Here is a 13,230-nt window from a genome sequence, read left to right on the forward strand (position 1 = left end):
ATAAATATAAGGTGCCAGGCTAGTCTGATAGCAACAGGATAACAAAAATCAAGTAAGTGCTTTTTCTGTCTCTCTAGGCACAAGTTCCTTTACTTCTTTCATTTCAGTTTTAGGCTTTGACATTATATATTGACCAGCACCAACTATGAGCGCAGATCCTGCAGCTAGTCCAATTATTGCTGGTACAGATAGGGCAGTAGCAAATGCAAGTGCAACACCAACTATCACTGCAGTTACAAAACACACAATAACACCTTTTACAATTGCATTTTTTGCAGATTGTTCTTTTTCTTTCACAATTGCATTTTTTCCAATTTGTTTTTCTTCCTTTTTCTCTGGAAGCTGCATTACATCTTTATTTTCAGTAAGATCCTTTGGCGTTTTTTTATTCTCATTTTTTAACGTTTGCTTTTTTTCCGCTTCCTCTAAAAGCTGAATTATACCTTGATATTTAGTAAGGTCTCTTGGCGTTTTTCCATCAACATCTTTTAATGAAGGGTCTGCTTCAGTGTGTAGCAGAACTTCCACCACTTTTATTTTGCCATTTTCAGCAGCAAGATGTAAAGGAGTACGTCTATCACCATTTTTTGCATCAACAATTGCTACTTTTCCAGTTAGAATGGTTACTACATCTTCGTGGCCATAGTGAGCAGCAATATGTAAAGGAGTAATTTTATTATCATGTTCTGCATTAATATCTGCTCCGTTTTCAATCAGAGCTTTTGCTACATTTGCACAGTTCCAATAAGAAGCAAGATGTAACAATTTGACTTCCTTAGAATTTTGACCACGAGATATAGTAAATATGTAATTTATGCCAGATCCACTATCATTGTCAGGTTTACTCTTTTTCCACTCTTGACATAAATCTGGATCTTCTTCTTGTAACTTAGCTTTTATTTTTTCAACTATATTGTCCTTGCTCAAATCTGAAAGGTCATTTATTTTTTTAATATTTCCATAAATTTATCATATTCCATAACTTTCTCACTTAAAATACATAACTTAGTTGTTATATCTTTTAACATAGAAGTCAAGAACCTAAATATTCGTTATTATCTTTCCTTAAAGAGTCATTTTAGTTATATTACAGACTATGAAAAACCTCAACTTTAGGAAGGAAATCAAGTTTTTTTCTCTGTCATTTATAATTTTATTTGTTCTATGGACTGTATTGTCTGGTTATTTTGAGCCGTTTTTTATTTTTTGTGGAGTGTTTTCCTGTATATTCACATCGTTTATCTTTAGAAGGTTGATAAACGCTGAAAGAGCTCTTAGCCAGATTTTAAATAGTACGAGTAGACTGTCGTTTTATAAGTTAGTAAGTTATATACCATGGTTAATGTACCAAATCATTTTATCAAGTGTTTATGTAACAAAAAAGGTGCTACAACTCAAATCTAAGCTTGAACCGATTATTATCCTAAGAAAATGCAAAGGGCATAATGACGAAAGCATTGCGTTATTTGCCAATTCAGTCACAATCACTCCCGGAACTTTAACTATCAATGTTGAAAGTAAGCAGAAAACATATTTCTCTACCATGTATTTGATAGATGAAGATCTTGAAAGCGGCATTTCTGAAATAGAAAATAAAATCTTAAAAATACTACGTTCAGTTAAGTAATTGCTTTAAATAAGTTAACAGCATCCTTATATTCCCTTACAAGACTTTCAAGCATTTCTTTTGGAAGGCTATTGTTAACAATAGAACATAAATAATTATACAAATCTTCTAACCTTAATACGTTATTTCTCTTCTTGCTGTTGAATTTATACGGAAAAATACCTTCCATAACTTCAATAGTAGTAGCCTTGTTTAAAAATACATTTTCACTTGTCACGCTTATTCTTGCTAAAACAGTGTTAATTTCAGATTCGTCACTCGTATAAAAATCTGATAGCTGAGTTATTCTAATAACGTACAAAGTTACTATTTTTGACAAGCAATTATCAGCATATTCACAATTTTTTATTACCTCCCACTGAGTAACCTGAGATTTACCTATTTTTGCATTGTTCGGTAATTTACTCATTGAACTTTCTCCATTTAATCCAGTGTAATAAATTATACTAATACTTTGTTAAATAAATAATAACGCGATTACAAAAATAGCACAATATCTAAGCATTAAAGCTAGTTTTAGCTGGGTACATGGGGCTATTCGTTATTTTGTGTTGTCCAGTGAGGTCCAAAATTAGAGGTCCACTTATATAAAGAGTTTAGTCTGCCTTCTTTGCTATAAAATAAGTTTTCTTTTTGAGCTGTTTTGTTAGTATTAACTAAATTCTAAACTAACTGTGCTATAATGAAAAAGATAAAACTCGGAATACTAATTTCAGGTAGGGGGTCGAATATGCAGGCCTTAATAGAAGCATGTCAAGATCAGAATTTTTCCGCAGAAGTTGCATGTGTTATCACAAATAATAGCGAAGCTGCTGGTCTGAAAATAGCAGAGCAAGCAGGAATCTCAGCGTTTATTGTTAAAGATAAACCGCTTGATGCTGGTAAAATTCACGAAATACTTGTTCAACATAAGGTTGATTTAATTTGCCTTGCAGGGTTTATGAGAATTCTCAAAGCTGATTTTCTGAGTAAATGGCATAACAAGGTGATAAATATTCATCCCTCTTTACTTCCGTCTTTTAAATGCCTAAACGCTCAAGAGCAAGCTCTAAAAGCAGGTGTAAAAATTACAGGTTGTACTGTACATTATGTCACTCCTGAAGTCGATGCCGGAGCCATAATTGCTCAAGTTGTTGTACCAGTGTTACCAGCTGATGATATTCAAAGCCTCTCAGAACGCATTCTAGCTGAGGAGCATAAGTGTTATGTAGAAGCAGTAAGGTCAATAGCAGAAGATATATGACTGTAATAATTATTGACCTTGAGCGTTTTTTCCAACTTCAACAAAAAATAAATTTTCAGGTTCCAGTAAAGAACTTGCCAGTTCGTTTACTTCCTCTAATTTAACATCATTAATGATATTCGCATAATTATTTATACGGTTAACATCACGATCATTTATCTGCATATTATCTAGCAGCGTTGCTGTATTTGTGTTATTGGACAGGAAAAGGACAAGATTATTTACCAAGCCAATTTTTGCATCCTTGAACAATTGTTCGTCAATTCCTTGCTTTTTTATTCTGCTAAATGTATCTTTTACTGCTGATATAGCTTTGCCAGCAGTAGAACTATCAGTACTTATAAATCCAGATATAATATTTCCATGTTTATTGGAAATAATACTTGCATAAACACCATAAGTAATACCCAAGTTTTGCCTCAGTTCTGTCATTAATATTGAATTCAGCCTCATGCCACCAAGTGCATCAATTAAGACACCAGCGTTATAATAATTAGGATCTTCATAAGCTATACCTTTTTGAGCAAAAAGTATCACACTCTGTGGTATATCCATAAAAATATTCTTACTTTCTGCAGAACCAAAATTATTTTTTACAGGTATTTTTCTAACTTTTGATCTTTTTGACGGCAATTTAGATAAATATTTATCTAATAGCGTAATAATTTCTTCTTTTTTTGTACAACCAGCAACACTGATAACTATGTTATCTTTAGCAAAATTACGCTTTATGTATGTTAAAACATCGTCTCTAGCAATGCTCATTATAGTATCAAGAGTACCGTACACACTTTTTGAGTAAGGATGTTTTTTAAACAATAACGTATCTAATTCTTTTCCAGCAACAAAATAAGGATTTTTTTCAAGATTATTAAAATCAACTTTGGCTTTCTCGAAAACTCTATTCAACCCTTCAGGGTCAACTTTAGGATGCATTATAGTATCGCTCAGTAATGAAATTGCTTCCTCTAGATTGTCAGACAAAGTATTTAATGAAACCCTAAATGCTTCTAAATCAGCAATAAAATTTAAACTAATCCCTTTATCTTCAAGCTTTTTCGCAAAATCTTTGGCATCATTTTTTCCTGCCCCTTCTTGGATTACAAGAGAAGTAAACCAAGCAAGCCCCTGTTTTTCCTTATTCTCATACACATAACCTGCATCCTTGAACGATATATTTAGTGAAACTTTTGGCAAATCATGATTTTCTACAAATAAAAACTTAAATCCTTTACGGGTAGTGACCTCCTCTATATTTAGGTTACCACTTGCTTGTAAATTAAAGCCTAGACAGAAAAAAAATAGAAATATAATTTTACTTATTCTCATTATTATCTCCTTTTGGTAATAAACGACCAATTAACTTATTAGCAGAAAAAATAGCACGGATTTTATTATTTACATCCTCTAGATTGACATCATTAATCTTGCTATATGAAATATCTATTTCATCAAGTGGAATACCAAGTGCAAGGTGTGGCACATAGAACATCGCTATATGAGTTAAGTCAGATAGATTATCAAACTGTGCTGCCTTATACCTATATTTTGAGCTTTGTAATTCCTCGCTCGTCACCCCTTTAGATACGAAGCCATTAATAGCATTATCTAACTCTCTTTCAACAATATCTAAATTAGCGCCACTTTTTGGAATTATCATAATATCAATGTAGCCATCACTAAAAGCTAGGCTATTATAATAAGCAAACACTGATACTGCCACATCTTTATCTAAAACCAAATCTTTATACAGTTTGCTGGATTTGCCGCCACCTAAAATGTCAACCGCTAAATGAGCAGCAGAGGCTTCATTTATGTGATCAAATAAGGGAACACGATAACGAAAATATAAAACTGATTCTTTTACTTCAGTGCTCTCTAAGGTCACCGATAGACCTGCATTATGCACTGGATCCTGATTTGGGTAATGTCTCATTACAGGCTTAGCTTTAATTTCGCCATATTTTTCTTCTGCTAATTTCACTACTTCATCAAGTTCCACATCACCCACAATCAGTAATATTGCATTGCCGGAGTGATAATAGTTATCATGAAACCTCGTTATGTCATCCAAATTGTAAGTTTTGATATCGCTCTCCCAGCCGATAACAGACCTACCATAGCCAGTACGGTAAAATGCACTATCCATTTCTTCCCATAACAAGTTATGAGGTTGGTTATCAAATCTCATCTTTCTTTCTTCTAATACGATGTTTTTTTCTCTATCTATTTTGTCTTGAGTAACATTAAAGCTGCCCATTCTATCTGCTTCAACTTCCATTGCCAGTGGTAAATCTTTTTTGGGGACCAACTCATAATAACAGGTATATTCTTTAGTGGTAAATGCGTTAAATTGAGCCCCAATGCTACTCATAGTGGCTTCTATATCTGTGAACTTCCCTGTAGTTTCAAACATTAAATGTTCAAAGTAGTGAGCCAATCCTGCTTTGCCGATTGGATCATCCATTCCCCCAACTTTGTATATTACTGCATGTAAAACGGCTGGAATCCGATGATTAGAAACAACATAAACATCTAGTCCGTTACTGAGTTTAGTATATTTTATGTTGTGCTCTATGTTTAAAGCATTCGAAGAAATTGGGTAAGTAAAAAAAAGTACAGGTAGTATAAGAAAACTAAAAAACTTATGAAGCATTATTTCGACTTAATATAAAAACAATTATTTTATTCCTCATTTTGTTTAGAAATAAGCATATCGTATATATACCACTTATATAACAATGTAAACATTCCACAAACTATAGATAAATCTGCTAAATTAAAGGCTGGCCAATACCAATCATCAATATGAAAATATATGAAATCATATACAGCTCCCCAATAGATCCTATCAACTACGTTTCCGATTGCTCCACCAATCATCAGAGAAAAACCAAGGTAAGTTGACTGATCGTCAGACTTGTATATCAAATATGCAAGTATACCAATTATTAGTATTGAAAATGCTGAAAAAAAGAAACCGCCATGTGGTAAAGCGCTACACATTCCAAAACTAATACCTGAATTCCAAACTTCAACTAGTTTTATAAAACTAGCGATCTCAATTGATTCTCCTTCATCAATCAATGAGTTTATGTACAATTTGCTCGTTTGGTCAATCAATACTATAATTAATATAACAACTAAGCATAACTTTTTCATAAATTTGCCTTTAACCTATAAACTTTAAGTATATCATAATTTATCTGTTCTGTTAACTCCTCAATACTATGGAATTTTTTTTCTGACCTTATGAATTTTAAAAGTTGTATATTGACTTTATGACTGTATACGTCTTCATCAAAATCGAATATGTGCATTTCTATTATAGGCTTTTTCAGATCCTTAAAAGTAGGTCTCATACCAATATTGACTACTCCATATAACCAATTTGGATTACTATCAGGAAAAGTCACTCTAGCGTAATATGTGCCAAACTTAGGTTTTATCATGCAATCTTCTATAGGAATATTTATGGTTGGAAATCCTATTTCTCTACCTCTACATGCACCTTTTGTCACAACACCAGAAACTTGATAAGGCCTGCCGAGCAATTTATTAGCAATTTCTATTTCGCCCCTTTGTACATACTTCCTTATTGAAGAAGAAGAGCAAATTTTGCCATCAATTGTTAATGGCTCTAATTTAGTCAAAGAGTATCCATATATTTCAGAATATTTCTCTAGAGTTAATATATTACCCAATCGTTTATGACCAAAAGTGCAATTTTCTCCGACAATTATGTGTTTAGCGCCATATTTATCTATTAAAATCTCACTGATAAAGTCATCGCAGCTAACCTCAGAAAAACCTCTATTAAAATTAATAATATATAAGTAATCTATACCATAGCTGCTGATTAGTTCCTTTTTTTGTTCTTGGTCTATTAACCTAAAATTGTTTCTACCAAATAAAACAGTTGATGGGTGAGGCTCAAAAGTTAAAACTGCAGAGGGTAATCCTCTTTCTTGTGCTACCTTCTTTAGAGTAGAAATTGCAAACTCGTGTCCTAAATGAATGCCATCGAAATTTCCGAAGGTTAGTGCTATATTATTTTCTATTCCTTGCTCACAATTATAAATAATTTTCATACAATTTGATGTTTTTACATGTTTCTTATATATAATAACTATATTTTAGTAAGCTACGGAGATAAATTGTGAAAAATGTTGTGATATATGTAAAGAAGGGCTGTCCATACTGCATAAGGGTAAAGGATTTACTAGATAAAAAAGGTGTGAAGTATGAAGAAATTGATGTGCTCAAAAACTCAGATCTATTTAACGACATAAAATCAAAGTATAACGTTAGAACAGTTCCACAGATTTTTATCAACGATAAGCACATTGGGGGGTGTGACAAATTGATGGATCTTGAAAAAGAAGGAAAGTTGGATGATATGCTAAATAATAATGACAATCATACTGATGTCACAACCTACACAAACAGCAATGATGAATGTGGAGAGTGTGTTATACCACATGATGATTTTATGTAACTTTTTATCTTGTTTTGTCGTGTAATACGTAAATGAAAACTAGTATGCTCACTTTAGACAATTCTTAATGAATTAAAAATATAATGCATTCAGTGAGTTTTTTTAGTGGGAAAAATGACAAAAAATATTTCAATTATTAGCAGAAACTTAATTAGTATCGAATTAGTTAACAAACAAGATTTAGAGAATTTCATCAAGATTTTCACAGTGCTTGATAAACATATAGCAGCTAAAACACTTTTTACAGAAGAAGTGAGAATGGAGTATAAACAACACAACGGCATAGAAGTTGTTGAATTGCTAAAAGATACAGACTTTACATATCATGAGGTTAAAAATGTATTGAACCACCTGAGTAAACATGGAATGAAGGTGCCCAGCAGTGTTATAGCACACACCCTTTTCGCTGCATACAATCATGCACTTGAATTTAAGGATGTAGCATTTTCCTTTTCTGAAGGCTCTCCACAATTTAACATCAGAGTGAGTAAGAACACCTTCATAATAACTCCTATGAGTGAGGAGAATTTGGAATTGAATTCACAAAGTAGCAAGAAATTAATAGAGTCGTTACAGAGCGAAAAAAATATTTATGATTGTATAGTAGAAGAAAATACCATTAAAGTTATAGTGCATTCTGAAATACGTCAAGCTATAAATTTGATTATAAAATCACTGATAAAGTCTCGCCTTTTAGCAAAAGAGGAAGAAGGAAAATTCAAAGAGAAATTGAGACAACTTGCTTTTAAGGATCAAGCTTTTGTTGAGTATTCCAGTATCAAAACCATCAGTAGGTATCCACATAATCATCCTCTGAGAAAGCATGAAAGTGTTACTAAGGATATAGAAAATATTTTATGTGATTTCATAGCAAATGAGAATAGCGAGTTCGCTATAGAGCGGTTAAATAGGCTGAGCTCAGCAGTTTCTCCGGATACTCCAAGAATCATCACTAAAACTATAGATAAACTTGTTAAGTTTCACTAAGATATACGAGAGCCAATAGATTTCTTGTATTACCTTTTGTCATCCAAGTAGCCAAGGCTACTTGGTTCTTTTTTTTGGTTCCAGCACTATGTACATAGCTGTACAAACATTGTAGCCGTTATTCAAGTAGCTATAGAAACGAAAAACTTCCTTGACAAACTCCGCCAACTCCCTTATCATGAAACTGAAGCTATTTATTTATCTTCTCTGTACAGGTTAAATGACAAAAAAACCCACGTATCTGGCGTCTCGTGTTTAATTTTTTGCACTATGTGCACCTTATGTCTTTATAAAACTTCTAGGTTTTTACCTAATATAAGCTAAAATGCGCTATTTAAAACATAAAAAACGCCAACTTAAAAAATGGATAGTGAATAACTAGCTACCCTAGGGTTTCTTTTGCCTTTTTTTTCGTTTGGCAAATTTTTAACATTTATAGCTAAACGACAACCGTCATCCCGTTACTTGTGAGCGGCTGAGATACCGTGGCGGTATGACGGTTCGCGGTGGCATGACGTAGAATTTTATACTCACCAACTCAGTATTCCAACCTGGATTGTATCTTATCGGTAAAAAAGAAGAGCTATTTTAGGAAGTTTTTATAGGACTAAAACCAAAGAAAACTTGCATATAAGTTTATCAAGATGTAGAATTGAAGTTATTTTAAAAGAATAGGTTAATTATGAATCTTGTAACAAAATCTGCTATCGATTTTACTGCTTCATCTGTTCTCTCTGACGGAGAAATTGTTGATGATTTCTGTCTGAGTAAGCGCATAAAAAATAAGTATGCTGTCCTTTTTTTCTATCCACTTGATTTTACTTTTGTTTGCCCAACTGAATTGATATCGCTCAATAATAGAATAAATGAGTTTGCAAAGCGTGGTGTTGAAGTGATAGGAATAAGTGTAGATTCAAAATTTTCACATTATAAATGGCGAAACACTCCAGTTAATGATGGTGGTATTGGAGAGATTAGCTACACTTTAGTGTCTGATATCAAAAAGTCTATATCAAGAGACTATGGGGTCTTATATGATGACTCAATTGCGCTGAGAGCAACTTTCGTTATTGATGATAAATTTATTGTACGTCATCAATCGATAAATGATTTGCCTTTAGGGCGTAATATCGATGAATTCGTTAGAATCGTTGATGCAATTAAACATAATGAAGAGCATGGTGAGGTGTGTCCAGCAGGGTGGAAAAAAGGTAAGCCAGCAATGCAGGCAAGCGATGAAGGAGTAGCTGATTATCTAAACTCATACAGTGAAGAATTATAAATTTAGTACAAAAGTTCTTATTATTGGATCTGGGGCAGCGGGTTATGCTGCCGCTATATACGCAGCACGTGCAAACTTAGAGCCAATTGTAGTAACAGGAATGCAGCCTGGTGGTCAGCTTACAATTACTACAGATGTTGAAAACTATCCTGGTTTTGTTTCAATACAGGGTCCAGAACTAATGGAGCAAATGAGGTTGCATGCAGAAAAGGTTGGAGCAAAAATAATAGATGATGAGATAAAAAGCGTTGAACAACTTGAGGATTCTAATGAGTATAGGTTTAGATCTTCTGGTAATACTAATGACTACTACTCAGATGCAATTATAATTGCATCTGGTGCGCAAGCGAAGTGGCTTGGTCTCAAGAGTGAAAAGGAATTTCAAGGTTACGGAGTTTCAGCTTGTGCAACTTGTGATGGTGCATTTTTTAGGAATAAAGTTGTAGCTGTGATTGGTGGTGGAAACACTGCTGTTGAAGAAGCAATATTTTTAACTCGATTTGCCAAAGAAGTGATATTAATACACAGGCGTGATAAATTAAGAGCGGAAAAAGTAATGCAAGATAGGCTCTTTAAAAATGATAAAATAAAAGTAATGTGGAACCATACCGTAGAGCAGATTCTTGGAGAAGAAAATCCAAAAAGGGTTGCTGGTATTGCGATTAAATCAGCAGAAACCCAAGAATTAAAAGTGGATGGAGTGTTCATTGCAATCGGGCATGCACCAAATACGGGTATTTTTAAAGGCTTTGTTGAAATGGATCAGCAGGGTTATATAATTACAAAACCTGAAACAGCTTTAACTAGTAGGGCAGGAGTGTTTGCTGCAGGTGATGTTCAAGATAAGATATATCGTCAGGCGGTAGTTGCAGCAGGAACAGGGTGCATGGCTGCACTTGATGCAGAGAAGTTTTTAGAGTCGTAATTAATTAACTCAGAATTAGGATTTTATAGCTAAGGTGACTTAAGTTTACCGATAATTTTAAAAACAAAAATTCGTCATTCCGCTACTTGTTAGCGGAATCTATGCTGAGGTACCGCGGCGGTATGACACCTTTCTTGGGTTAGCTATAGATAAATCGCTTGCAATTTTCCTTTTCTTTTACATAATTATATTAGTAAATTATTAGGTAGGTTTAATATGCTTTATGGAGAGAATAGGACAAATACTAATGGTTACAGATATCAGAGAACTCTAGATGCACCGACACAAAAGTTATTTAAAGCTATTGATGATGAAAATCTAGAAGCTTTTAAACAAGCTATAGCAGAAGGTGCGGATGTTAATGCGTTTGATAAAGAAGGCATGACACCTTTGATGTCCATAGTTATTAATTTGTCTGCAGGCTCTGAAACAGAAAAAGAATATCAGAATATGATTAGGTTGCTCCTACTGCACCGGAGCATAGATGTTAATATTTCTGAACAAAATAATAACAATACAGTTTTGCATCTAGCAATGTGCTTTCAATAAAAGAAAACTTTACAACTCTTACTAAGTCATCCAAACATAAACACTTATCTAACCAATAAAAACCATCAAAATCCTGAGGAATGTGCTAGACAAAATCGTACTGGGCATTTGATAATAGAAATACAAAAAGCACAGAAAGGAAAAGAATTATTAGCTGCTCTTTCTAGCGGAAATATTTGCCAAGCGAAAACACTATTGAATCAAGAGCTTCATCCTAATTGCTGGAGAAGAACCCAAGATGGAAGAATAAAAACACCACTTAGCTTAATTATTCGATTATGTTTACGAACGATAACAGAAGATGAAAAAGAAGTATTGACAAAACTTTTAAAACATAAAGACCTAGATTTTAGTTACGAGCAGTATGCACAATTAAAGCAAACAATTGAACAAGCTATTACAGAGCGATTAACCGGTACTATTAATAAAAAAGATTTAGATGATGTAAAAAAATTAGTAGAAGATAATGACTTCATGAATTATGCAATTATTATTGCTGCGTGGAGAAATGTTAATAATCCAATCGAGTCTATTGTAAATTATCTAAATGAAAAATTTCCTGCAAATACATTACAACCTTTGGCAAGTACGAATGATATACCGGTAGGTTCTGAGCAAGTTATACAAGAACTTAAAGGTGAACTTGAAAGAACGAAAGCTCAACTCATAGAAAAAGAACGAGAGCTGGATAGGGTCGTACGCGAAAGAACGAGAGGCATTGACAAAATTTCACAGTTAAAAGAAGATTTAAGGCAGGAAAAATCGGCTCAAAAAACAAAAATCAATGATCTAAATAGTGAAGTAACTCGACTTAATAGAATTGTGTGTGGAAGAGCAAGCGACACTGTCGAAATTTCACGATTAAAAAGAGATTTGAAACAAGTAAGGGAAGAAAGAGATAGGCTTTTATCAGAAAATAGACTGCTCCGTAGTAATAAAAACGAAAAATCCTCGCAAGCAATTTCTTCTGGTAGAAAACTAAGCAACTACGCTTCTGCATGTTTTATATTGCTTGGAGTATATACTGTTGTTGCATGTTTAGTAATAGAAGATTATCCAGGGATAATAAGTGCTTTCTTTACAGCAGTTGCACTGGCTTTTTTATTTATTAGGATGTTGTAATTTATATAAAGCAAACACAATACTTAGTGATGTTGAAAGCACTCAGCTTGGTGGTTTAGAACGAAGTTAAAGTTTTGATTTCTTCTCCAGGCCCTGCTGAAAATTTTTGTACATGTTAAAAACATCTTGATAATTGAGGTGAGTGTAAATTTGAGTAGTTTCCAGGCTTGAGTGACCAAGCAGTTGTTGTATTGATCTTATGTCAATATCTTCCTGAAGCAAATGAGTAGCAAAACTATGGCGAAATGCATGTGGAGATAAAATTTCTGGTAAATTTAACATTCTCCTTATTTTTTGCAAACGATTGGCCACATAAGTTCTTCCCAATTTTTTTCCTCTTACTCCCAAAAAAAGATATTGTGCTTCATCATTAATGCCAAGATAAGGACAGGCCTTTACATATTCCTGTATACATTTTTTTACTACCGGAAGAATGAATACCTGCCTTTGTTTATCTCCCTTACCTGTTACTATTAAACTTTCATTGTTAATATCACTAACCCTAAGGTTCAACGCTTCACTGATTCTTAAGCCTGTACCATATAGCAGGACGATAATTGCAATTTCTCTTTTTATCACCCAAGGTTCGCCCAGGTCGGATAGTTTCATTTCTTTCAATAAAGTTTTTATATTAGGTATTGATAATGCTTTGGGCAGAGTTCTTCTCTGAATTGGCCTTGATAAGGAAAATACAGCTTCATTGTCTATATTGTGGTTATTTTTTATGTACTTGAAGAAATTTCTGATTACTGAGAGTGCTCGAGTGTTAGATCTTGCATTCACACCTCTTGCGTAACGAGAGGTAAGCCAACTTCTTAACTCAGGTATGCTTAAATTTTTCAGAGTACCAACATTTACTTCTCCACCAATGTGAGTATTTAGGAAACTTATAAGATCCTTCAAGTCCCTCATGTATGACTCTAAAGTGTTTGGTGAATAAGATCTGTTACACCTCAGCCACTCATACCATTTTTCAATGATTGAACCGAGGTCCACA

The 13,230-nt window shown here is 33.5% G+C and carries 15 protein-coding genes; 8 read left to right on the forward strand and 7 right to left on the reverse strand.

The window, feature by feature from the left end; translation table 11 throughout:
- Positions 1 to 48 precede the first annotated feature (48 nt).
- A complete protein-coding gene (locus ACEL90_RS02825) occupies positions 49 to 927 on the reverse strand; it encodes an ankyrin repeat domain-containing protein (protein WP_423349239.1) in 879 nt (292 codons plus the stop codon).
- A gap of 169 nt (positions 928 to 1,096) precedes the next feature.
- Between ACEL90_RS02825 and ACEL90_RS02830 the strand changes: the two genes are divergently transcribed.
- Entirely contained in the window at positions 1,097 to 1,627 is a 531-nt protein-coding gene (locus tag ACEL90_RS02830; protein WP_423349240.1) for a Na+/H+ antiporter subunit E, read from the forward strand.
- On the opposite strand, the gene ACEL90_RS02835 is transcribed toward ACEL90_RS02830, so the two are convergent.
- Positions 1,620 to 2,036 (reverse strand): hypothetical protein, encoded by a 417-nt coding sequence (locus ACEL90_RS02835; protein ID WP_423349241.1) that lies wholly within the window; start codon positions 2,034 to 2,036, stop codon positions 1,620 to 1,622. The two genes, ACEL90_RS02830 and ACEL90_RS02835, sit on opposite strands and share 8 nt — an antisense overlap.
- A 273-nt stretch (positions 2,037 to 2,309) precedes the next feature.
- Here ACEL90_RS02835 and purN point away from each other — a divergent pair, with 273 nt between their 5' ends.
- Positions 2,310 to 2,870, forward strand: a complete 561-nt coding sequence (gene purN, locus ACEL90_RS02840; RefSeq protein ID WP_423349242.1) for a phosphoribosylglycinamide formyltransferase — start codon at positions 2,310 to 2,312, stop codon at positions 2,868 to 2,870.
- A 9-nt stretch (positions 2,871 to 2,879) separates the two neighbouring features.
- Here the strand turns inward: purN and ACEL90_RS02845 are convergent, their stop codons facing one another.
- The 4 genes from ACEL90_RS02845 to ribF are packed head-to-tail and all read right to left on the reverse strand — an operon-like array spanning position 2,880 to position 6,961.
- Entirely contained in the window at positions 2,880 to 4,199 is a 1,320-nt protein-coding gene (locus ACEL90_RS02845; protein WP_423349243.1) for a M16 family metallopeptidase, read from the reverse strand.
- The gene (locus ACEL90_RS02850; protein WP_423349244.1) at positions 4,186 to 5,526 is read right to left on the reverse strand and encodes a M16 family metallopeptidase; all 1,341 of its coding nucleotides are present in this window, start codon (positions 5,524 to 5,526) and stop codon (positions 4,186 to 4,188) included. The genes ACEL90_RS02845 and ACEL90_RS02850 overlap by 14 nt, the downstream gene beginning before the upstream one ends.
- Before the next feature lie 29 nt (positions 5,527 to 5,555).
- Positions 5,556 to 6,032, reverse strand: a complete 477-nt coding sequence (lspA, locus tag ACEL90_RS02855) for a signal peptidase II (RefSeq protein ID WP_006279329.1) — start codon at positions 6,030 to 6,032, stop codon at positions 5,556 to 5,558.
- Positions 6,029 to 6,961: a riboflavin biosynthesis protein RibF gene (ribF, locus tag ACEL90_RS02860; RefSeq protein ID WP_423349245.1), complete on the reverse strand. Its 933-nt coding sequence runs from the start codon at positions 6,959 to 6,961 to the stop codon at positions 6,029 to 6,031. Before ribF ends, lspA begins: the two co-directional genes overlap by 4 nt.
- Before the next feature lie 68 nt (positions 6,962 to 7,029).
- Between ribF and grxC the strand changes: the two genes are divergently transcribed.
- From grxC to ACEL90_RS02890, 6 genes are all read left to right on the forward strand, one after another.
- The gene (gene grxC, locus ACEL90_RS02865) at positions 7,030 to 7,368 is read left to right on the forward strand and encodes a glutaredoxin 3 (RefSeq protein ID WP_213863023.1); all 339 of its coding nucleotides are present in this window, start codon (positions 7,030 to 7,032) and stop codon (positions 7,366 to 7,368) included.
- Between the two features lie 114 nt (positions 7,369 to 7,482).
- Positions 7,483 to 8,355, forward strand: coding sequence for a hypothetical protein (locus ACEL90_RS02870; RefSeq protein ID WP_423349246.1), 873 nt, complete (start codon positions 7,483 to 7,485; stop codon positions 8,353 to 8,355).
- Between the two features lie 682 nt (positions 8,356 to 9,037).
- Positions 9,038 to 9,637: a peroxiredoxin gene (locus ACEL90_RS02875; RefSeq protein ID WP_012673206.1), complete on the forward strand. Its 600-nt coding sequence runs from the start codon at positions 9,038 to 9,040 to the stop codon at positions 9,635 to 9,637.
- Positions 9,624 to 10,562, forward strand: a complete 939-nt coding sequence (gene trxB, locus ACEL90_RS02880; RefSeq protein ID WP_423349247.1) for a thioredoxin-disulfide reductase — start codon at positions 9,624 to 9,626, stop codon at positions 10,560 to 10,562. The genes ACEL90_RS02875 and trxB overlap by 14 nt, the downstream gene beginning before the upstream one ends.
- A gap of 216 nt (positions 10,563 to 10,778) precedes the next feature.
- Positions 10,779 to 11,111, forward strand: a complete 333-nt coding sequence (locus ACEL90_RS02885; protein ID WP_423349248.1) for an ankyrin repeat domain-containing protein — start codon at positions 10,779 to 10,781, stop codon at positions 11,109 to 11,111.
- A 108-nt stretch (positions 11,112 to 11,219) separates the two neighbouring features.
- The gene (locus ACEL90_RS02890; RefSeq protein ID WP_423349249.1) at positions 11,220 to 12,233 is read left to right on the forward strand and encodes a hypothetical protein; all 1,014 of its coding nucleotides are present in this window, start codon (positions 11,220 to 11,222) and stop codon (positions 12,231 to 12,233) included.
- A gap of 66 nt (positions 12,234 to 12,299) precedes the next feature.
- Here ACEL90_RS02890 and ACEL90_RS02895 read toward each other — a convergent pair whose 3' ends face one another.
- A complete protein-coding gene (locus tag ACEL90_RS02895) occupies positions 12,300 to 13,229 on the reverse strand; it encodes a tyrosine recombinase XerC (RefSeq protein WP_341811283.1) in 930 nt (309 codons plus the stop codon).
- Position 13,230 lies beyond the last annotated feature (1 nt).

The sequence above is a fragment of the Wolbachia sp. wLmal genome (assembly GCF_049435495.1).
Classification (GTDB): Bacteria; Pseudomonadota; Alphaproteobacteria; order Rickettsiales; family Anaplasmataceae; genus Wolbachia; species Wolbachia pipientis.

What these genes read in the sequence shown, in the direction of transcription:
- ACEL90_RS02830 (WP_423349240.1), top strand. Translation starts at nt 1,097, where the DNA reads ATGAAAAACCTCAACTTTAGGAAGGAAATCAAGTTTTTTTCTCTGTCA.
- ACEL90_RS02835 (WP_423349241.1), bottom strand. Translation starts at nt 2,036, where the DNA reads ATGAGTAAATTACCGAACAATGCAAAAATAGGTAAATCTCAGGTTACT.
- purN (WP_423349242.1), top strand. Translation starts at nt 2,310, where the DNA reads ATGAAAAAGATAAAACTCGGAATACTAATTTCAGGTAGGGGGTCGAAT.
- ACEL90_RS02845 (WP_423349243.1), bottom strand. Translation starts at nt 4,199, where the DNA reads ATGAGAATAAGTAAAATTATATTTCTATTTTTTTTCTGTCTAGGCTTT.
- ACEL90_RS02850 (WP_423349244.1), bottom strand. Translation starts at nt 5,526, where the DNA reads ATGCTTCATAAGTTTTTTAGTTTTCTTATACTACCTGTACTTTTTTTT.
- lspA (WP_006279329.1), bottom strand. Translation starts at nt 6,032, where the DNA reads ATGAAAAAGTTATGCTTAGTTGTTATATTAATTATAGTATTGATTGAC.
- ribF (WP_423349245.1), bottom strand. Translation starts at nt 6,961, where the DNA reads ATGAAAATTATTTATAATTGTGAGCAAGGAATAGAAAATAATATAGCA.
- ACEL90_RS02870 (WP_423349246.1), top strand. Translation starts at nt 7,483, where the DNA reads ATGACAAAAAATATTTCAATTATTAGCAGAAACTTAATTAGTATCGAA.
- ACEL90_RS02875 (WP_012673206.1), top strand. Translation starts at nt 9,038, where the DNA reads ATGAATCTTGTAACAAAATCTGCTATCGATTTTACTGCTTCATCTGTT.
- ACEL90_RS02885 (WP_423349248.1), top strand. Translation starts at nt 10,779, where the DNA reads ATGCTTTATGGAGAGAATAGGACAAATACTAATGGTTACAGATATCAG.